The organism is Chryseobacterium sp. 22543 (assembly GCF_052044565.1).
Taxonomy (GTDB): Bacteria; Bacteroidota; Bacteroidia; order Flavobacteriales; family Weeksellaceae; genus Chryseobacterium.
On the sequence record NZ_JBQENH010000002.1, the window covers coordinates 982,117 to 1,000,631 of the forward strand.

Consider the following 18,515-nt stretch of genomic DNA (forward strand, 5'->3'; position numbering starts at 1 on the left):
TGATGATCAGTAATCAATAAAATTCAAGACCTCAAATTCTTCTATTCATAGGAAATTAGGTAAATTTGTCTAACAAAAGTTTTACAAAATGTCAAAAAAAGCAATACTGGCAATTCTTGACGGATGGGGATTGGGAACAAACCCTGACGTTTCTGCAATAGATAAAGCAAATACACCATTCATAGACAGCTGTTACCAAAGATTTCCACATACTACGCTTGAAGCGAGTGGGCTGGCTGTAGGGCTACCTGCAGGGCAGATGGGAAATTCTGAAGTTGGGCACATGAACCTTGGGGCAGGTAGAGTGGTTTACCAGAATCTGGTGAAACTGAACATGGCGGTTGAAAACGGAACATTGGGTCAGGAAAAAGTGATTCAGGATGCATTTGAATACGCAAAAAAAGAAAATAAAAAAGTACACTTTATCGGTTTGGTTTCCAATGGAGGAGTACATTCACATATCAATCACTTAAAAGGATTACTGACTGCTGCCAAAGAATTCGGTTTGAATGAAAACGTTTTTGTTCATGCATTTACCGATGGCAGAGACTGTGATCCACATTCCGGATTCGGATTTATTGATGAACTTCAGAAGCATATGGAAGCCACTACCGGAAAACTGGCAACAGTGACAGGAAGATACTATGCGATGGACAGAGATAAGAGATGGGAGCGTGTAAAATTAGCTTATGATGCCCTTGTTGAAGGAGTAGGCGAACCAGCAACTGATGCTTTGGCAGCAATTAAGACTTCCTATGATAATAATGTTACAGATGAATTTCTGAAACCAATCATTTTAATGAATACTACCGCTACAGGAAATGTGGTGCCGGTAGCAAAAATTATTGATAATGATGTTGTGATCTGCTTCAACTTCCGTACAGACAGAGGGAGAGAAATTACAGAAGTTCTTTCTCAGAAGGATTTTCCGGAATATTCTATGAAGAAACTGAACCTTTACTATATCACGTTAACAAACTATGATAAAACATTCCAGAATGTACAGGTTGTTTTTGATGAAAATGTATTAACGGAAACAATGGGGGAAGTTCTTGAAAGAAATGGAAGATCTCAGATCAGAATCGCAGAAACAGAGAAATATCCTCACGTTACTTTCTTCTTTTCAGGAGGAAGAGAAGAAGAATTTGAAGGCGAAAGAAGACTGCTTTGTCCAAGCCCGAAAGATGTTCCTACGTATGACCTGAAGCCGGAAATGTCAGCTTATGATATTACCAATGCTATTGTACCGGAACTGGAACAGGGAACTGCTGACTTTGTCTGTTTAAATTTTGCCAATACAGATATGGTAGGACATACAGGCGTTTTTGAAGCTGCTGTAAAAGCTGCTGAAGTAGTAGATCAGTGCATCGAAAAAGTAGCAACCGCTGCTTATGAAAACGGATATGCTGTTTTTATCCTTGCTGATCACGGAAACTCAGACGTAATGATGAATCCGGACGGAACTCCTAATACACAGCACTCAACCAATCTTGTACCTTTCATCGTAATGGATAAAGATCATACCTGGAATTTAAAACCAGGAAAACTGGGAGATGTAGCCCCTACAATCCTTAACGTAATGGGCGTTGAAATACCGGCTGCAATGACCGGAGATATTTTAGTTGATTAAAATTCAATAATATTGTCAAAAGAATGCCGTTATACTTTGTATGACGGCATTCTTTTATGATTTATGTCAGATAAGGTATGACTTGCATACTTTATTATGCGTTAAATAATAAATAAATCATATCTTTGTAAATTAAAACTGAATAGTAAAATGTATCAAAAGCTTGTTAGGAAAGAAGTAATGGGATTATTGGAAAAGGAAGTAGGTTCTTTTCTTGATAAATTTTTAACGCCAATTGAAAAAATATGGCAGCCTTCCGATTATTTACCAGATCCTTCAAGCGAAGAATTTAAACACGACTTAGAAGAAATTCAGACTTTTGCCCGCGAAATGCCTTATGATCTTTTCGTAACATTGATCGGGGACTGTATCACAGAAGAAGCTCTTCCTTCCTATGAGTCTTGGTTAATGGGAGTTGACGGAATCAATCAGGAAGAAAGATTAGGCTGGTCCAATTGGGTAAGAGCATGGACTGCTGAAGAAAACAGACACGGAGATTTATTAAACAAATATCTTTATCTGTGTGGAAGAGTAAACATGAGAGAGGTTGAAATTACTACTCAATACCTGATTAATGATGGTTTCGATTTGGGAACAAGTATGGACCCATACAGAAACTTCATTTATACAAGTTTCCAGGAGACAGCTACCAATATCTCTCACAGAAGAGTAGGTACATTGGCTAAACAGTCCGGAAACGGGAAATTGGCAAAAATGTGTGGTGTAATTGCTGCAGATGAAGCAAGACACGCTAAAGCATACAAACATTTCGTAGCGAAAATCCTGGAAGTAGACCCTTCAGAAATGATTCTTGCATTTGAAGATATGATGCGTAAAAAGATCGTAATGCCTGCTCACCTGATGAGACAATCCGGACAAAAAGCCGGAGAACTTTGGGGACATTTCTCGGATGCTGCACAAAGATGTATGGTATACACTGGTCAGGATTATATCAATATTATGAAAGACCTTTTAGATGAATGGAAAATTGAGCACGTAAAAGGACTTACAGAAAAAGCAGAAAAAGCTCAGGAATACCTGATGAAGCTTCCTGCAAGGCTTCAGAAGATCACAGACAGAGTTTCTACTCCGGATCTTCAGTTCCAGTTTAGCTGGGTAAAAAGCTAATAAGATTTACATTATTATTTAAAATATAAAAGTAATTGAGTGCCTTTCTTTTGGGCACTCTTTTTATTTCTTATCTTTGCAAAGCTAAAAAAAACAACGAAATGTTAAATAATAAAAAGATTGCTGTTGACTTTGACGGGACTATTGTTGATGACGCTTACCCGGCCATTGGAAAACCGAAAACTTTTGCATTCGAAACTTTAAAAAGACTTCAGGCTGAAGGATACAGACTTATACTTTGGACTTACAGACACGGAAAAACATTAGATGAAGCCGTAGAATTCTGTCAAAAAAACGGAATAGAATTTTACGCTGTGAATTCAAGTTTTGAAGGAGAAGTTTTTGATCATGAAACTCAATCCAGAAAATTAGATGCAGATTGGTTTATTGATGACAGGAACTTAGGAGGATTTCCGGGATGGGGTGAGATCTACAATATTATTCAGGAAAGAATAGAATTCCGTGTAGAAGGGAAGGAAGTTCTTGCCTATTCAAAACTTAAAAAAGAAAAGAAAAAAGGACTTTTCTGGTAGGATAGAAATGAGAAGCCAGATATTAGAAATTAGTTTTTGATGTCACATTAAAGCTTCTGTTTTTTATCAGAAAGAGTCTTAGATTGTTATAATATAGAAATACACATCATGCTGTAATCTAGCTTCTAACATCTAATATCTAACATCTATATACAATGATTCAATTAAAAACGATAGACGAATTGCGTCTGATGAAGGAGAGTGCCCGACTGGTTTCTAAAACATTGGGAATGTTGGCAAAAGAAATTAAACCAGGGATTACAACCTTATATTTAGATAAACTGGCTCATGATTTTATTAAAGATCATGGTGCTGAGCCTGCATTTTTAGGATATGGAGGATTCCCGAACTCTCTTTGTATCTCTCCGAATGATCAGGTGGTTCATGGGTTTCCAAACAATGATGTAGTAAAAGAAGGAGATGTTCTTTCCGTAGACTGTGGAGTTATTCTTAACGGTTTCGTAGGAGATCATGCCTATACTTTTGAAATCGGAGAAGTGAAGCCTGAGGTTAAAAAGTTACTGCAGGTTACCAAAGAATCTCTGTATAAAGGAATTGAGCAGGTTGTCAGAGGAAAGAGAATAGGAGATATCTCCCATGCAATCCAGGCACATTGTGAAAAAGAAGGATATGGAGTGGTAAGAGAACTTGTAGGACATGGTTTAGGAAGAAAAATGCACGAAGATCCACAGGTTCCAAACTATGGAAGACAAGGAAGCGGAAAGGTAATAAAAGACGGTTTGGCAATTGCTATTGAGCCAATGGTTAATATGGGAACTGAGAAAGTGAAGTTCCATAATGACGGCTGGACGGTGACGACTTTAGATAATATGCCATCTGCTCACTTTGAGCATGATGTGGCAGTAATCAATGGTAAACCGGTATTGCTTTCAACATTTGATTATGTGTATGAAGCTTTAGGGATTGTAAGTGATGAAGAAAAGCAGTTCCAACTGGATTTTTAATGAAAAAGGTAACAAAACTTTTACTGAATAAAATTCCACGCCCTATGCTTATTAAAATGAGTATTTGGGCCAGACCGCTTATTTATCAGTTTTTCAAAGGAGATCAGTTCTATGACCCTATTGATGGAAGATCTTACAGAAAATTCCTTCCGTATGGATATGGAAAACAAAGAGAAAATGCTCTTTCTCCCGGGACTTTAAGCCTGGAGAGACACCGTCAGATGTGGCTTTATCTTCAGAATGAGACTGATTTTTTTATTAAAAATTATAAAGTTCTGCATATTGCTCCCGAACAGGAATTTTTAAGGAAATTCAAAAGAATGAGTAACCTGAATTATATTTCAGCAGATCTTTATTCTCCGATTGTAGATGTGAAAGCAGATATTCTGGATTTACCTTTTGAAGACGAAAGTTTTGATATTATTTTCTGTAACCACGTTCTGGAACATATCGAAGACGATGCCAAAGCAATAAGTGAGCTATATAGGGTTATGAAGCCCGGCGGATGGGGAATTCTTCAGGTTCCGATGAAAAATTCATTGGAGAAAACGTATGAAGATTTTACCATTAAAGATCCGAAAGAACGACAGAAGCATTTCGGACAATATGATCACGTCCGCTGGTACGGAATGGATTATTTCGACCGCTTAAAAAAAGCAGGCTTTGAAACAGAACCGAACTTCTATTCACAGAAATTCTCAGAAGAAGAAATTAAAAAATACGGGTTAAGACACAATGAAATCTTGCCTATAGTTTATAAAAAATAAAAAAAGCCTGTCATTTTTTGACAGGCTTTTTTTGTGTAATCAGGATGAGAATTTTTTTACATAACTAAAAAACCGCCTTCAATACGAAGACGGTTGCCATTTTTAAATATAGAGAAGTTTATGCTTTTTTAATGTGATGAAGACACTGCCTTCAAGCCTACCACAGAGCCAATAAGCGTTACAATAAAGAACACTCTCCAAAAACTTACAGGATCTTTAAAGAAAACAATTCCCATTAAAGCCGTTCCTACAGCGCCTATTCCTGTCCATACCGCATAAGCTGTTCCGATAGGTAAGGTCTGAGTAGCTTTGATCAGCAGAAGCATGCTGATAGTCATTGTGATCAGGAAGCCCGTATACCATAGGTACATCTCAGTTCCTGATGTTTCTTTTGCCTTTCCCAGACATGATGCAAAGGCAACTTCAAATAATCCCGCGATAACTAATATTAACCAATTCATTTTTTTAAATTTTTCTACGGCAAAGTTCAGAATTTGAAAGGAGAAAAAATTTTACAATTGTTAAAAAATGAAAATGTAGAGAGAGTAAGAAAGGAAGATGGAGGCTGGAAGAAAGAAGTTATGATAGCCTATTAAGAAATCTTGCTCAATTTTATTAATTAATGGGAATGCTTAGTAGTTATCATATGAGAAAATAACTTCCATCCTCCAGCTTCCATTCTCAAAATCGGAATTACTTTATTTCCGCCCGTATCCTGCTCAAACTCACCTGGGTAATGCCCAGATACGAAGCAATATACCCCAATTGAACTCTTTTAAGCAAATCAGGTTGATAGGCTATAATATCCTTATAACGCTCCAAAGATGTTTTGAACTGTCTGGAAATAATCAGTTCTTCAGATTTTATCATCTCGGCTTCCGCTAGTTTTCGGCCCCAGTTGGCAATATGGATGTCTTCATTAAACAGTTTTCTGAGGCTTTCTGTTTCCATTCTGTACAGATCGCAGTCTTCCAGTAGTTCGATGCTTTCATAACCGGGTTTGTCCTCCACATAGCTTTTCATAGAAAGAATGCACTGCCCTTCACTTCCAAACCAGAAGGTAATATCATTATCAGCCGTTGAAGAATAGGCACGCGCGATCCCTTTGCGGATAAAGTAGAGATAAGGAATCACCTTATCAGCTTCCATCAGGCAAAAACCTTTAGGATGAGAAATTTCAGTGATGTGCTCTTTTAAACTGTTTTTTGATGTTTCAGGCAGGATGTAAATCTGATCGAGAATCTGGTCTATATTCATAAAGATGAATTCTAATATTCAAAAATATTAGTTTTAAGTAATGCAATACAAAATTATTTTATGGTTTTTGCAGAAAACAGAACTGGCAGGCTGGCTATAAAGTTAAAGCATTGATTGAAAAGGCCTGAGTTTGTGATTAAACCTAATATATATTCCTTAAATCCTTTTTTAAAACGAATGTAAAATCCAATAACTCTCTTTTTTCTTTTAAAAATTGAGATTAACCGTAAAGACCAATTTTGTTTTAGTAACTTTGCAGTTCGTAATATTATTTTTATGCACAAAGCTGGATTTGTAAATATAGTTGGAAAGCCCAATGCGGGAAAATCGACCTTGCTCAACCAATTAATGGGTGAGAAATTGGCGATTGTAACGCAGAAAGCTCAGACAACCCGCCACAGAATTTTTGGTATTTATAATGAAGATGACCTTCAGATCGTATTTTCTGATACTCCGGGAGTATTGGATCCAAAATACGGATTGCAGGAAAAAATGATGGATTTTGTAAAAGACTCTTTACAGGATGCCGATGTTTTCCTGTTTATTGTAGACGTTACCGACAAAGCGGAACCGTCAGAATTTTTAATTGATAAGCTGAATAAAATCCCTGTACCTGTACTTCTTTTATTAAATAAAGTAGATCAGACTGATCAGGCAGGCCTTGAAAAATTAGTAGAAGACTGGCATAACAGAATTCCGAAAGCTGAAATTCTGCCTATTTCTGCTTTGAATGCTTTCAATACAGAGGTTATTTTACCTAAAATAAAATCTTTACTTCCTGAAAATCCTCCTTACTACGATAAAGATCAGTACACGGATAAGCCTGAAAGATTCTTTGTAAACGAAGCAATACGTGAGAAAATCCTTTTGAATTATGATAAGGAAATTCCATATTCGGTAGAAGTAGTGACTGAGCAGTTCAAAGAGAAAGAAGGAATTATCTTCATAGATTCTATTATTTATGTGGAAAGAGATACTCAGAAAGGAATTATTATCGGGCACAAAGGAGAAGCAATCAAGAAAGTGGGAACTGAAGCAAGATTAGATCTGGAAAAGTTTTTCACCAAAAAAATTCATTTAAACTTATTTGTAAAAGTGAAAAAAGACTGGAGAAAGAACGACAGAGATCTTAAAAATTTCGGTTACCGATAAACTAAAACGGCTGTAACCCCGTTGTATTAAAAGATTTTTATTACCTTAGTATAAATTTTTTAGTAAATGAACTATAATAATTCAAATTGGAGCTCAATACCTAAAGATGTTATTTTATTAGCAGTGAGAGTATTTGTTGGTTTTGCAATGCTGTCTCATGGCTTTCCAAAACTTCAGATGCTGTTGGCGGGCGGTAAAATTGAATTTTTCGATTTTATGGGACTCGGGCCTCAGATATCTTTGATTCTTACGGTTTTTGCTGAATTTGTTTGTTCAATACTCCTTATATTAGGGCTTTTTACAAGAGTTGCTTTAGGTTTTCTGATTTTTACCATGATCATTGCTGCTTTTGCAGTACATGGCGCAGATCCTTTTGAGAAAAGAGAAATGGCGCTAATCTATCTTTCCGTTTATCTTTTGCTCATGGTAATAGGAGCTGGAAAAGTTTCGGTGGATCATATGATAGAAAGAAGAAAAAGAGCTTCAGACTGGTAATCTTACAATAAAAAACAATACACAATAAAAAGAAAGGCACTTCAGAAAATGAGGTGCCTTTTCTGTTCTTAATAATTGCAGTTAGGTAAGCATTCCCAGATAGGAGCACCGCTTGGAGTTTTTCCTACTCTGCAAGCCATGTATCCTGGATCACATAATGGTGCATTTCCTCCTTTAATTGTTTTCAAATTGCTCTTTGATAATTTTCTTAAATTTTTCATACTATTTTAATTTGTAAGATAAAAGTAATGAAAAAATAAATATGACACCAAAAAGAGTCTTATTTTTTAGTGTTAGAAATTTGTTAAAATTTACTACATTCGTAGAAAATGAATTTATATGAAGATAAAACTGACTATTTGCCTTTTGGCATTTCTCAATTTTTATGATGCTCAGGAAAATATTACTTACCAGAAACCTTCTGCTGAGATTTTAAAATTGGCAGATTATCAAAGACCTCCAAGTGTTCTGATGAACAGCAAAAAAGACTGGGTAGTTTTTACTTATCGTCCAACATATAAAACACTGGAAGATCTCAGCCAGAGTGAAATGAAGCTTGGTGGGCTTAGAATCAATCCGGTTACCAATATCTCAAGCAGTATGACCTACTCAAATAATCTGAAAATCAGAAAGATCAATGATAAAAATGAGATTCAGGTAAAAAACCTGCCTTCCAATCCGAAAATTGCCTATGTTTCGTTTTCGCCGGATGAAAAGAAACTGGCTTTTACCAATACAACAAATAAAGGAGTAGAGCTTTGGATGGTAGATATGGAAACAGCTTCTGCCAAAAAAATTACAGCTGATAATCTGAATGCCAACTTGGGAATGCCTTACGTATGGTATAATGACTCTCAAAGTTTCCTGATCAGAACACTTACACAAAACAGACCCGCTCTTATAGATGCAGCCAAAGACCTTCCAACAGGCCCGATTGTTTCAACGGCGGATGGTAAAGTTTCTCAGAACAGAACTTATCAGGATCTTTTGAAAAATCCTCAGGACGAAAAAAACTTTGAAACACTTACTGCTTCTGAAATTTATAATGTAGATCTTACAGGAAATCTTAAGAAATTAAAAGATCAGGATATGTATGCCGGCTTGAGTTTTTCTCCAGACGGAAATTACCTGATGGCTACAACCATTAAAAAGCCGTTTTCCTATATCGTTCCGCTCAACAGGTTTCCATCAACAACGGTTATATATGATATGAAAGGAAATGCTGTAAAAACAGTGAATGAAGTTCCTTTGAATGAAATCATGCCGAAAGGGTTCTCCTCTGTAAGAACCGGAAAAAGAGATATGGCATGGAGAAGTGATGCTCCTGCTACTCTTACCTTTGCTGAAGCTTTGGATGGAGGAGATCAGTCTAAAACAGCGGACTACAGAGACGAAATATTTACCTGGGAAGCCCCATTTGCAGCAGCTCCAAAATCTTTCTTCAAAACAAAGCAGAGATATGATGATGTAGTTTGGACTAATGATCATTATGCTATTGTTTCTGAAGGCTGGTATGACACAAGAAATACAAAATCTTACCTTATAGATACTAATAACGGGGAATCTAAAGTTTTTGATGACAGAAATTATCAGGATGTTTACAGTGATCCTGGAAATTTTAACACAACGAAAAACCAATATGGAAGATATGTAATAGATATGAAAGGAGGAAAAGCTTACCTGATCGGAGATGGATTTACTAAAGACGGACAGCATCCTTTTATTGATGAAATGGATGTGAAATCACTGAAAAAGAAAAGACTTTATACCTCTAATGTAAAAAACGGTAAAGAAGAGATTATTGATATTCTTAATGCTTCAAAGGGTGAAATTCTTACTACTCAACAGTCACCAAGTCTTTATCCTAATTATTTCAAAAAGAATATTAAATCTAATAAGGCAGAAGCTGTAACTAACTTCGCAAACCCCTTTGAAAGTATCAAAGACGTTTACAAAGAAGTGATTACTTACAAAAGAAATGATGGGGTGACTTTAACGGGAACTCTTTATCTTCCTGCCAATTACGACAGAAAAGCGAAAAAAGAGAAGCTTCCGTTGCTGATTTGGGCATATCCTACCGAATATAAAGATAAAAATACAGCAGGACAGAATACCCAAAATCCTAACGACTTTACATTCCCGTATTACGGATCTTTTGTATACTGGACCACTAAAGGATATGCTGTTCTGGATGATGCTGCTTTCCCGATTATTGGGGAAGGAAAAACAGAGCCTAATGATACTTTCATCCCTCAGTTGGTAGCAAATGCTGCTGCGGCAATTGATGCAGTGGATCATCTGGGATATATTGACAGGAAGAAAGTAGCTGTTGGAGGACATTCTTACGGTGCTTTTATGACAGCAAACCTTTTGACACATTCAAACCTTTTTGCGTGCGGAATTGCAAGAAGTGGAGCTTATAACAGAACCTTGACACCATTCGGATTCCAGAGTGAGCAGAGAAATTACTGGGATGTTCCGGAGATTTACAACACAATGTCTCCGTTTATGAATGCTGATAAAATGAAAACACCGCTTCTTCTGATTCACGGTGATGCAGATAACAACCCCGGAACTTTCACCTTACAGACTGAAAGATACTTCCAGGCATTGAAAAATCTGGGTGCTCCGGTAAAAATGGTTCTTCTTCCAAAAGAAGCCCACGGATATCAGGCTAAAGAAAATATCTTACACCTTTTATGGGAACAGGATCAGTTTCTTGAAAAGTGTTTGAAGAAATAAATTACAAAAGAGACTGTTTATCACAAACAGTCTCTTTTTTTGATTAAAAAATATAATAAGGAAGTTAAAGGTATTAATTAAAACTTTATAGAACATCGCACTAAGCTTTTACTTAAAGCGCGCTCATCTTAATAATCTTACTTTCTTAATAGACCTTAATGGTTGAAATATTAAAGATGTTTCAGGATTTCATCAACACTCTTAAGCTCCATAAAATTCGGATGCTCCAGATTGACATCATGCTGTTCATGACTCCATGTGACATGATAAGGAATATGAGCTGCTGATCCTCCGATTTCCAATACAGGCATAACGTCTGATTTTATAGAATTTCCGAGCATCAGGAAGTTTTCAGGTTTGCAGTCCAGATGTTTCAGAAGTTTTTTATAATCATTTTCTTTTTTATCACTCATGATCTCGATATGATGGAAATAGTCCTGTAATCCTGAATTTTTCAATTTACGCTCCTGATCCAGAAGATCTCCTTTTGTAGCCACAACCAGTCTGTATTTTCCCTTTAACCTTTCAAGAGTCTCTGTAACTCCATCTAATAATTCAATAGGTTTTTGAAGAAGTTTCTGCCCCAGCTGGATAGTTTTGTTTACCAGTTCCAACGAAGCAGTGTTATTGGATACCCTGCCAATGGTTTCAATCATACAAAGCATAAATCCTTTTACTCCATAACCGTACAGATGGAGATTCTGCATTTCTGTTTTAAATAATTCCTGTGATACCGAATGTTGTGGAAGATAATCCTCAAGCAGCATACAGAACTCTTTTTCTGCCTCCTGAAAATAAGGTTCATTGATCCAAAGGGTATCATCTGCATCAAAGGCAATCGTAGTAATATGATTATTCATTTTTGTTTTGTAATTTTCTGTTCGCAAAATTCAGTATAAAAATTCAATAAGCAAAGGACATTTGTCCCGGGTAAATATGTTAAGGACAAATCAGACATTTTTAAACTATCTTGACGAGCTGTATGAAAAACAGAAGGGTAGTGATGATATTACATTAAAATCTTTTTCTGCAGGGAATAAAATATTAATACAGGATCATCAGCCTTCCCATGTAATGTTGATTAAAAAAGGGATTGTCAAATGTTATTTCGTTGAAGAGAACGGGAAAGAATATATTGTAGAATTTCTCGGAAGTGGGGAAGTGATAGGAGAAGTGGAGCTTATTAAGAATATAAACTGTCTGTGTACTATTGAAACGCTCACAGAAGCTACGGTGTATGCCGTAAAGATTCCTGCTTTCAGGTCTTTGATTAAAAACGATCTTGTCCTAAACAATCTTCTTTTAAAGTCTTTCGCGGAACGGATTATCAATACTTCCAGCAGGGCTTCTTATCAGCAGTTATATACAGTAGAACATACTTTAAAACAGTTGTTGCAAATGCAGTCTAAGCAGGATATTCAGATATCAAAAGAAGATATGGCGGCCTATCTCGGAATCACAGTAAGGAGCTTGAATAGAATCTTGAAGGATTTGAAATAGTTTTGTTTGGAAAATTGCAAAGACTCAAAGTTTTTTTTAATTCCTATTTTTAATTTTAATACACAGGAAAATCAAATATTTTCAGCAAGTTGAAGAAATTGTGCCCTTCTTTTTAATTATAATCTGCTTAATTAGTAAGTGATTAAAAAATAAACACTGTTCAATTTTATCAGAGATAAAATCTTTGCGCCTTAAAAATATTAGATCTTTCAATTCCATTGCGCCTTTGCGTATTCTAATAGGATTTTTTTTTAAAGATTAATAATATTTTCAAGGGGTTGTTTGTTGTAAATATTAAAATTTGATAATTTGCGTATGATTTAAATGGGGTGTGTTTTAAAAATTTATTATTTTTGTATAAAATTAGGTTGAATATTCATCAATGGAAAAATTAAAGTTCAGAAATGCTGAGTTGGCAGATTTAAATAAAATCGTAGCCATATATAATTCAACAATTGCTTCAAGAATGGTTACTGCAGATATGGAAGAAGTCTCTGTAGAAAGCAAACTAAAGTGGTTTGAAGAACATAATCCTCAGACAAGACCACTTTGGGTGGTTGAAGATGAACAAAGTGACATTATCGGATGGGTAAGCTTCAGTTCATTCCATGAGAGAGCAGCATACAACGGAACGGTGGAAGTAAGCATTTATCTGGATGAAACCTGCAGAGGAAAAGGATATGGTAAAACAATTCTTCAGTACTGTATTGATAATGCAGGGAAATTCGGAGTGAAAAATCTTGTAGCTCTCATTTTCCTTCATAATGAGCCAAGTTTGAAACTGTTCAGGCATTTCGGATTTGAAGATTGGGGAAGCCTTCCTAATGTAGCCATTCTGGATGGCGTTGAGAGAAGTCTGAAGATTTTAGGAAAGAGAATAGATTGATGCACTTATATGGTAAAAAAATCTGCGTAATCAATAAGATCTGCGAGAGAATATAGATCAATGCTTTATTACAAATTAACGAATATAAAAAAAGCTGTTTCAAATACTGAAACAGCTTTTTTATTTTTATGAGTTCTGCTTAATTCGTTTCGCAGACATATTCAGAAATCGTTTTACCAGGAAAACGGCCGATACTGTCAGTCCTAATCCGAGTGCAATCCACATTCCGAATGCGCCCATTTCCAAAGTAACACAGAAGAAATACCCCAAAGGAATAGTAATTACCCAATAAGCGATAAAAGTATAAATAGATGGGATTTTTACATCCTGCAACCCTCTCAGCATTCCTAAAGCCGTTACCTGGATTCCGTCAGAAAGCTGGAACAGTGCGGCAATAATCATAAGTTTTGATGCCAGCATAATAACTTCCACTTCTTCTTTTTTCGTGAAGAAAGTCGGAAGTATGTTTCTTCCTAGAATAAATACCAATCCACAGATACACATGAAAATAAAGGCAATCTTCAAGTTGTTGATTCCAACCTTTCTGAGTTCCACAAAATTCTGTTCACCCACTTTTCTACCGATCATTACCGTGGAAGCAACACTAAACCCTACACATAAGTTAAAAGTGAAAGAGGCCATACTTAAAGCGATCTGGTGAGAAGCAATATCATGAGCAGAGATCAATCCGCAGATAAATGCAGCTCCGGCAAAAGCGGTTACTTCAAAGAACATCTGTAAAGCTGTAGGCAGCCCCAGTTTCACCATTTTATCAAACATTTGCTTCGAGAAATCCTTAATTTTTAAAGAGAAATCTTTGATATAACGTCTTGTTTTTTCTTCTTTTACCAAAACAAAATAAAGGAAAACAACCATGAAAATTCTGGAAATCAAGGTAGCAAGAGCAGATCCCTGTACACCCATTGCAGGTATTCCCCAAAGTCCTTTGATGAAAACATAGTTTAAAGCAATATTGATGATATTCGCAATAATGGTTGCCTTGGTAACTCCAATGGTATAAGATAAACCTTCAGAAACTTCACGAAGCGTCTGAAATGCCATAAATGGGATCATGCTGACTACCATGATACTTAAGAATCCTACCGTGTCAGGAATAATCTTGGCCGGCTGCCCCGAGTGATAGAGTAGAGGCATTCCCAAAAGTAAAATGACCATCAGAATCACCCCAACAGACATGTTGATGATAAATCCATGACTGAAAACGGAATTAATCGTTGCATGATCCTCTTTTGAATGTGCCTCCGATACCAATGGTGGAATCGCAAATGAAAAGCCCAGAGCTAATACAAATATGGAGAAAAACACAGCATTCCCCAATGAAACGGATGCCAACGCATCAGCACCCAAAAGTTTTCCGACAATAATATTATCGAATAAGTTGACCGAAACCTGCCCCACCTGAGTAAGCATCACAGGCAGAGCCAAAGTCAGGCATTCTTTCGTATAGTTTTTGTTTAAAAATTTCATAATATTTTAAGATTCATATAGTTTATAATTCAAATAAGGCAAAAAAAAATTTGCAGTGATAACACTGCAAATTTTTATAATATCGTAAATAATAGCTTTATTATTTCCTTACAAAACTTGCAACGTCACCTTCAGAAACAGTGTTTCCACCAAGAATAATCAATCTTTCCACAACATTCCTTAGCTCCCTGATATTTCCAGTCCATGAAAGAGATTTTAAAGCATCAACAGCTTTATCATCAAACTTTTTCACAGCAGTACCATGCTCATCAGCAATCATACCTGAGAAATGGTCAACCAGCAATTTAATGTCCTCTTTTCTGTCATCCAATGGTGGAACATAGATTTCAATAACAGATAGTCTGTGGTAAAGGTCTTCTCTGAATTTCCCTTCCTCAATTTCTTTCTGCATATTCTTATTGGTTGCCGCAATAACTCTTACGTCAACTTTTATTTCTTTATCGCTTCCTACAGGAGAAACTTTGCTTTCCTGAAGAGCTCTCAATACCTTAGCCTGAGCAATAAGACTCATGTCACCAATCTCATCAAGGAAGATAGTACCACCATTAGCCTGCTCAAATTTTCCCTGCTTATCCTTAATAGCTCCTGTAAAAGATCCTTTTACGTGTCCGAAAAGTTCAGATTCAATAAGTTCAGACGGAATTGCGGCACAGTTTACCTCTATCATAGGACCTCTTGCACGTTCACTTTGATTGTGGATGGCATGGGCTACCAATTCTTTTCCGGCACCGTTAGGTCCTGTAATCAGAACTCTGGCATCAGAAGCGGCTACTTTTTCGATCATATCCTGAATCTTTTGAAGAGCAGGAGAATCACCAATCATCTGGTATTTTTTATTTACTTTTCTCTTTAAGGTTTTGTTTTCAGTCTGAAGATTTTTGTTTTCTTTCTTCAGGGTTTCCTTCACCAAAGCGTTTTTTACACTCGTAATCAATCTGTTGATGTCAATTGGCTTGGAGATAAAATCGTATGCACCCTCTTTTAAACAGGAAACAGCAGAATCAATATCTGCGTGGCCTGAGATCATGATAAAAGTAGTTTCTGGTTTTAATGCGAGACTTTGCTTCAAAAGTTCAGTTCCTGAAAGTTTAGGCATTTTAATATCGGAAATCACCAATGCGAAATCTTCTTTTTCTACCTGTTTGTAACCTTCAAGGCCATCTTCAGCGATAACAAATTCATAATCGGTTAGTTCATCCGAAAGAATACTGTGAAGTACTCCCGAGATTGCTTTTTCGTCTTCTACTATAAGGATTTTTTGCATAGTTGCAAATTTAAATTTTTTGTTTCAATTATTAGCAAAAACTATACCTAAATATTCTATTTTGAATAGTCTCTTCTTCCAAAAATTGCAGATCCAACTCTCACAGAGTTAGCACCACACTCAATAGCTGTCGGGAAATCATCACTCATTCCCATTGATAATGTATTTAGCGTTTTTAATTGATCTAATTCATCAAAAAGTCTCTTCAGGATTAAAAATTCATTTCTTACCTGTTGCTCATCATCCGTGAATGTTGCCATTCCCATTAAACCGGTAATTTCAACATTGGGAAATTGATCTTCAACATACTGTTGAAACAGATCTTTCGCTTCAGAAATTTCAAGCCCGAATTTACTTTCCTCAGCCGCAATTTTTACCTGCAGGAGAACCTTAATAACCCTATTGTTTTTTCCTGACTCTTTGTTGATTTCTGCTAATAATTTTTCAGAATCCACACTTTGTATCGTGTCTATGAAAGAAGCAATGTATTTTACTTTATTGGTCTGTAAATGCCCGATAAGGTGCCATTGGATATCCTGAGGAAGGAGAGGGTATTTCTCCATCAGTTCCTGTACCTTATTTTCTCCAAAAACTCTCTGTCCCAGATCGTATACTTCCTGCACTGCGGAAGTGGGGTGTGTTTTCGAAACAGCAACCAGCTGAACATTGGATGGCAGCTGATCTTTTATGGATTTATAATTTTCTTTAATACTCATAGATGCAAATTTCCGAAAATTCCCTGACAGTTGCCAGCGATGAATACATTTTACATGGCCCTTTTTATACAAAAATTAATTCAAAACTTCATTGATCTTAGGATATTGAGAAATCTTTCTGAAAACAAATTTGTTGCTTTTCTGCAGTTTTTCAATAAAAAGATCCAGCTCATTGATAGAGTCTGTATCTCTGAGATATTGATCATGAGTAAGGAAAACAAGGTGTCTTGAAGTTTTTTCAAGATCGTTAAAGAAAATACTGTCAACTTTCTTGATCATTGCTTCATGGCTTCCTTTTAAAGTCATTTTCTGGGAAGGTCTCCATTCAAGATCCCAGCCGATTACTTTGTAACCTGCCTTTTTAAGACCATCTGCAGCTGCAGTAGAACCTTTGATATCGGTTACATTAATATTGTTAAGCCTCCAGATATTTCTTCCGGGAGTTCTTGCTATTTTATCAGAAAGCTTCAGGCTGTCTTTGGCGATATCAAAATCATGTACTACAGATTCAGCATTTTTATAAAAATCGGTGTATTTGTTATGGGCATGACTAAAGCTGTGGTTGGCCAGTTCTACGAGAGGATTTTGCTTCAGAAGCAGCAGATCGTCTTTTTGTTTTTTGCTTCCATAAGCATGTTTTCCCACCAGAAAGGCGGTTGCACAAACATTTCTTTTATCCAGGATTTTTAAAAGATTTTCGGTTCCCTGATTAGGACCGTCATCAAAAGTAAGGTAGATCACTCTTTTATCCGGGTCTACGCTTTCATCATCCATTTTGGGGACTATTTCTGCGGAAGGATGCTCCTGTGAATTGACGACGGGGTCATTATTCACTTCATTTTTAAAATTACAGCTATACAATAAAGCCGAAGTTGCACTCATCAATGCAAACATCCCGAGAAAAGTCTTATTTGTTGACTTTCCCGCAAAAATTTTTCTCATAAAGATAATGGAATTTAAATTGTTAAAAATCGTTAAAAATAACAGTTGAAAGTTAACAAATTACATGCCATGCTGTACATGTTTTTTCTTTTTAAGTTTATTTTAAGAACTTTATTTTAAAGGGTATTTCCATTACCTGAGGAATTGTAGAGTTATGATTTGGTTTTCTTTAGATTTTAACATTTATAAATATGAAACTAATAGTTTTTCTCTATATTTATTGGTGTTTCAATATTCTTCATATAGTGGGGAATTATTTTGGGTGTAGAATCAGATTGTTACAATAAAAGGTAATTATTTTTTTAAAATGCTTTTTAAGTACAGTGAATTTTTAATGGCCGCAGTTCCCCAGGTATTATTAAAGAATATAAAAGCGGTTTGCTGGGAGTTTTTAATTTTTCCGGCAAGTTCATCCAAAAAGGTTTCACTGTATTCAGATTTGTAAAGGACAGGCTTACCGTGAAGTCTGTAGTAGAGTATGGCTGGATGGTTGACAATCATATCTTCAGGGAGCTCAGCCGGAAAACTTACACCGGAAAAAACAATACCAAGATCTTCCAGCAGATCAAAGATTTCTTTTTGCCACCATGAGTTGTGCCGGAATTCAATGACGTTCAGAAACGTATGATCAATAGAACTGATGATATGTTCTATATTTTCCGGAGTGTTTTTAAAAGAAGGAGGAAGCTGGTATAGAAATCCGGAGAGTTTGTCCTTCAGATGGCTTTGAATATGACTGCAGAACGCTCCAATCTCTTCTTTTGAATTTTCAAGACGGTTTAGATGGGTGATAGATTTTGGAATTTTAATGAAAAACCTAAAAGAATGGGGAGTTTCATCATACCATTTCAAAAGTGTTTTTGAGGTGGGTTTTCTATAAAAGGTAGAATTGATTTCTACGGTGTTGAATGTTTTTGAATATAAAGAAAGAAAATCTTTACTCGGGGCATTTTCAGGATATAAAGACCCTTTCCAGTCGTTGTTATAAAATCCTGAACACCCTATGTAAAGATTTTCTTTTGTCATGAT

At 36.1% G+C, this 18,515-nt stretch carries 19 protein-coding genes; 10 read left to right on the plus strand and 9 right to left on the minus strand.

Going from position 1 to position 18,515, the window contains the following annotated elements:
• The first annotated feature begins 88 nt into the window (after positions 1-88).
• The 5 genes from gpmI (at position 89) to ACTJIP_RS10250 (ending at position 5,023) form a co-directional block, all read left to right on the plus strand.
• Positions 89-1,630, plus strand: coding sequence for a 2,3-bisphosphoglycerate-independent phosphoglycerate mutase (gpmI, locus tag ACTJIP_RS10230; protein WP_440704522.1), 1,542 nt, complete (start codon positions 89-91; stop codon positions 1,628-1,630).
• Between the two features lie 150 nt (positions 1,631-1,780).
• Entirely contained in the window at positions 1,781-2,758 is a 978-nt protein-coding gene (locus ACTJIP_RS10235) for an acyl-ACP desaturase (protein WP_047384532.1), read from the plus strand.
• Positions 2,759-2,859: 101 nt separating this feature from the next.
• On the plus strand, positions 2,860-3,291 hold the full coding sequence (locus tag ACTJIP_RS10240; RefSeq protein WP_047384534.1) for a BT0820 family HAD-type phosphatase: 432 nt from the start codon (positions 2,860-2,862) through the stop codon (positions 3,289-3,291).
• A gap of 155 nt (positions 3,292-3,446) precedes the next feature.
• Positions 3,447-4,256 (plus strand): type I methionyl aminopeptidase, encoded by an 810-nt coding sequence (map, locus tag ACTJIP_RS10245; RefSeq protein WP_077414424.1) that lies wholly within the window; start codon positions 3,447-3,449, stop codon positions 4,254-4,256.
• Positions 4,256-5,023 (plus strand): class I SAM-dependent methyltransferase, encoded by a 768-nt coding sequence (locus ACTJIP_RS10250; RefSeq protein ID WP_077414422.1) that lies wholly within the window; start codon positions 4,256-4,258, stop codon positions 5,021-5,023. The genes map and ACTJIP_RS10250 overlap by 1 nt, the downstream gene beginning before the upstream one ends.
• 128 nt (positions 5,024-5,151) lie before the next feature.
• On the opposite strand, the gene ACTJIP_RS10255 is transcribed toward ACTJIP_RS10250, so the two are convergent.
• Both ACTJIP_RS10255 and ACTJIP_RS10260 read right to left on the minus strand, forming a co-directional pair.
• A complete protein-coding gene (locus tag ACTJIP_RS10255; RefSeq protein WP_428168179.1) occupies positions 5,152-5,484 on the minus strand; it encodes a DMT family transporter in 333 nt (110 codons plus the stop codon).
• A gap of 232 nt (positions 5,485-5,716) precedes the next feature.
• Complete coding sequence (locus ACTJIP_RS10260) at positions 5,717-6,280, minus strand: Crp/Fnr family transcriptional regulator (protein ID WP_077414418.1); 564 nt, start codon at positions 6,278-6,280, stop codon at positions 5,717-5,719.
• Positions 6,281-6,556: 276 nt separating this feature from the next.
• On the opposite strand from ACTJIP_RS10260, the gene era reads away from it, so the two are divergent.
• Complete coding sequence (era, locus tag ACTJIP_RS10265) at positions 6,557-7,432, plus strand: GTPase Era (RefSeq protein WP_047384549.1); 876 nt, start codon at positions 6,557-6,559, stop codon at positions 7,430-7,432.
• 66 nt (positions 7,433-7,498) lie between these two features.
• Positions 7,499-7,927, plus strand: coding sequence for a DoxX family protein (locus tag ACTJIP_RS10270; protein ID WP_077414416.1), 429 nt, complete (start codon positions 7,499-7,501; stop codon positions 7,925-7,927).
• A 68-nt stretch (positions 7,928-7,995) separates the two neighbouring features.
• Here ACTJIP_RS10270 and ACTJIP_RS10275 read toward each other — a convergent pair whose 3' ends face one another.
• Complete coding sequence (locus ACTJIP_RS10275) at positions 7,996-8,148, minus strand: bacteriocin-like protein (RefSeq protein WP_410493582.1); 153 nt, start codon at positions 8,146-8,148, stop codon at positions 7,996-7,998.
• A gap of 118 nt (positions 8,149-8,266) precedes the next feature.
• On the opposite strand from ACTJIP_RS10275, the gene ACTJIP_RS10280 reads away from it, so the two are divergent.
• A complete protein-coding gene (locus ACTJIP_RS10280) occupies positions 8,267-10,669 on the plus strand; it encodes a prolyl oligopeptidase family serine peptidase (protein ID WP_440704523.1) in 2,403 nt (800 codons plus the stop codon).
• 170 nt (positions 10,670-10,839) lie between these two features.
• Here ACTJIP_RS10280 and ACTJIP_RS10285 read toward each other — a convergent pair whose 3' ends face one another.
• Positions 10,840-11,529 carry an HAD family hydrolase gene (locus ACTJIP_RS10285; protein WP_077414412.1) on the minus strand — a complete coding sequence of 230 codons (690 nt, stop codon included), beginning with the start codon at positions 11,527-11,529 and terminating at the stop codon, positions 10,840-10,842.
• 76 nt (positions 11,530-11,605) lie between these two features.
• Between ACTJIP_RS10285 and ACTJIP_RS10290 the strand changes: the two genes are divergently transcribed.
• On the plus strand, positions 11,606-12,169 hold the full coding sequence (locus ACTJIP_RS10290; protein WP_440704524.1) for a Crp/Fnr family transcriptional regulator: 564 nt from the start codon (positions 11,606-11,608) through the stop codon (positions 12,167-12,169).
• Positions 12,170-12,551: 382 nt separating this feature from the next.
• On the plus strand, positions 12,552-13,055 hold the full coding sequence (locus ACTJIP_RS10295) for a GNAT family N-acetyltransferase (protein WP_180563509.1): 504 nt from the start codon (positions 12,552-12,554) through the stop codon (positions 13,053-13,055).
• A gap of 126 nt (positions 13,056-13,181) precedes the next feature.
• Here ACTJIP_RS10295 and ACTJIP_RS10300 read toward each other — a convergent pair whose 3' ends face one another.
• The 5 genes from ACTJIP_RS10300 to ACTJIP_RS10320 all read right to left on the minus strand — a co-directional run bounded on the left by ACTJIP_RS10300 (position 13,182) and on the right by ACTJIP_RS10320 (position 18,512).
• Positions 13,182-14,543 carry an MATE family efflux transporter gene (locus ACTJIP_RS10300; RefSeq protein WP_077414408.1) on the minus strand — a complete coding sequence of 454 codons (1,362 nt, stop codon included), beginning with the start codon at positions 14,541-14,543 and terminating at the stop codon, positions 13,182-13,184.
• A 100-nt stretch (positions 14,544-14,643) separates the two neighbouring features.
• On the minus strand, positions 14,644-15,828 hold the full coding sequence (locus tag ACTJIP_RS10305) for a sigma-54-dependent transcriptional regulator (protein WP_047384561.1): 1,185 nt from the start codon (positions 15,826-15,828) through the stop codon (positions 14,644-14,646).
• Between the two features lie 56 nt (positions 15,829-15,884).
• Positions 15,885-16,544: a YggS family pyridoxal phosphate-dependent enzyme gene (locus tag ACTJIP_RS10310; RefSeq protein WP_077414406.1), complete on the minus strand. Its 660-nt coding sequence runs from the start codon at positions 16,542-16,544 to the stop codon at positions 15,885-15,887.
• A gap of 75 nt (positions 16,545-16,619) precedes the next feature.
• Entirely contained in the window at positions 16,620-17,486 is an 867-nt protein-coding gene (locus ACTJIP_RS10315) for a polysaccharide deacetylase family protein (protein WP_077414404.1), read from the minus strand.
• 294 nt (positions 17,487-17,780) lie between these two features.
• Positions 17,781-18,512, minus strand: a complete 732-nt coding sequence (locus ACTJIP_RS10320; RefSeq protein WP_440704525.1) for a DUF72 domain-containing protein — start codon at positions 18,510-18,512, stop codon at positions 17,781-17,783.
• Positions 18,513-18,515 lie beyond the last annotated feature (3 nt).

Coding starts and splice junctions, on each gene's coding strand:
- gpmI (WP_440704522.1), top strand. CDS start 89: ATGTCAAAAAAAGCAATACTGGCAATTCTTGACGGATGGGGATTGGGA.
- ACTJIP_RS10235 (WP_047384532.1), top strand. CDS start 1,781: ATGTATCAAAAGCTTGTTAGGAAAGAAGTAATGGGATTATTGGAAAAG.
- ACTJIP_RS10240 (WP_047384534.1), top strand. CDS start 2,860: ATGTTAAATAATAAAAAGATTGCTGTTGACTTTGACGGGACTATTGTT.
- map (WP_077414424.1), top strand. CDS start 3,447: ATGATTCAATTAAAAACGATAGACGAATTGCGTCTGATGAAGGAGAGT.
- ACTJIP_RS10250 (WP_077414422.1), top strand. CDS start 4,256: ATGAAAAAGGTAACAAAACTTTTACTGAATAAAATTCCACGCCCTATG.
- ACTJIP_RS10255 (WP_428168179.1), bottom strand. CDS start 5,484: ATGAATTGGTTAATATTAGTTATCGCGGGATTATTTGAAGTTGCCTTT.
- ACTJIP_RS10260 (WP_077414418.1), bottom strand. CDS start 6,280: ATGAATATAGACCAGATTCTCGATCAGATTTACATCCTGCCTGAAACA.
- era (WP_047384549.1), top strand. CDS start 6,557: ATGCACAAAGCTGGATTTGTAAATATAGTTGGAAAGCCCAATGCGGGA.
- ACTJIP_RS10270 (WP_077414416.1), top strand. CDS start 7,499: ATGAACTATAATAATTCAAATTGGAGCTCAATACCTAAAGATGTTATT.
- ACTJIP_RS10275 (WP_410493582.1), bottom strand. CDS start 8,148: ATGAAAAATTTAAGAAAATTATCAAAGAGCAATTTGAAAACAATTAAA.
- ACTJIP_RS10280 (WP_440704523.1), top strand. CDS start 8,267: ATGAAGATAAAACTGACTATTTGCCTTTTGGCATTTCTCAATTTTTAT.
- ACTJIP_RS10285 (WP_077414412.1), bottom strand. CDS start 11,529: ATGAATAATCATATTACTACGATTGCCTTTGATGCAGATGATACCCTT.
- ACTJIP_RS10290 (WP_440704524.1), top strand. CDS start 11,606: ATGTTAAGGACAAATCAGACATTTTTAAACTATCTTGACGAGCTGTAT.
- ACTJIP_RS10295 (WP_180563509.1), top strand. CDS start 12,552: ATGGAAAAATTAAAGTTCAGAAATGCTGAGTTGGCAGATTTAAATAAA.
- ACTJIP_RS10300 (WP_077414408.1), bottom strand. CDS start 14,543: ATGAAATTTTTAAACAAAAACTATACGAAAGAATGCCTGACTTTGGCT.
- ACTJIP_RS10305 (WP_047384561.1), bottom strand. CDS start 15,828: ATGCAAAAAATCCTTATAGTAGAAGACGAAAAAGCAATCTCGGGAGTA.
- ACTJIP_RS10310 (WP_077414406.1), bottom strand. CDS start 16,544: ATGAGTATTAAAGAAAATTATAAATCCATAAAAGATCAGCTGCCATCC.
- ACTJIP_RS10315 (WP_077414404.1), bottom strand. CDS start 17,486: ATGAGAAAAATTTTTGCGGGAAAGTCAACAAATAAGACTTTTCTCGGG.
- ACTJIP_RS10320 (WP_440704525.1), bottom strand. CDS start 18,512: ATGACAAAAGAAAATCTTTACATAGGGTGTTCAGGATTTTATAACAAC.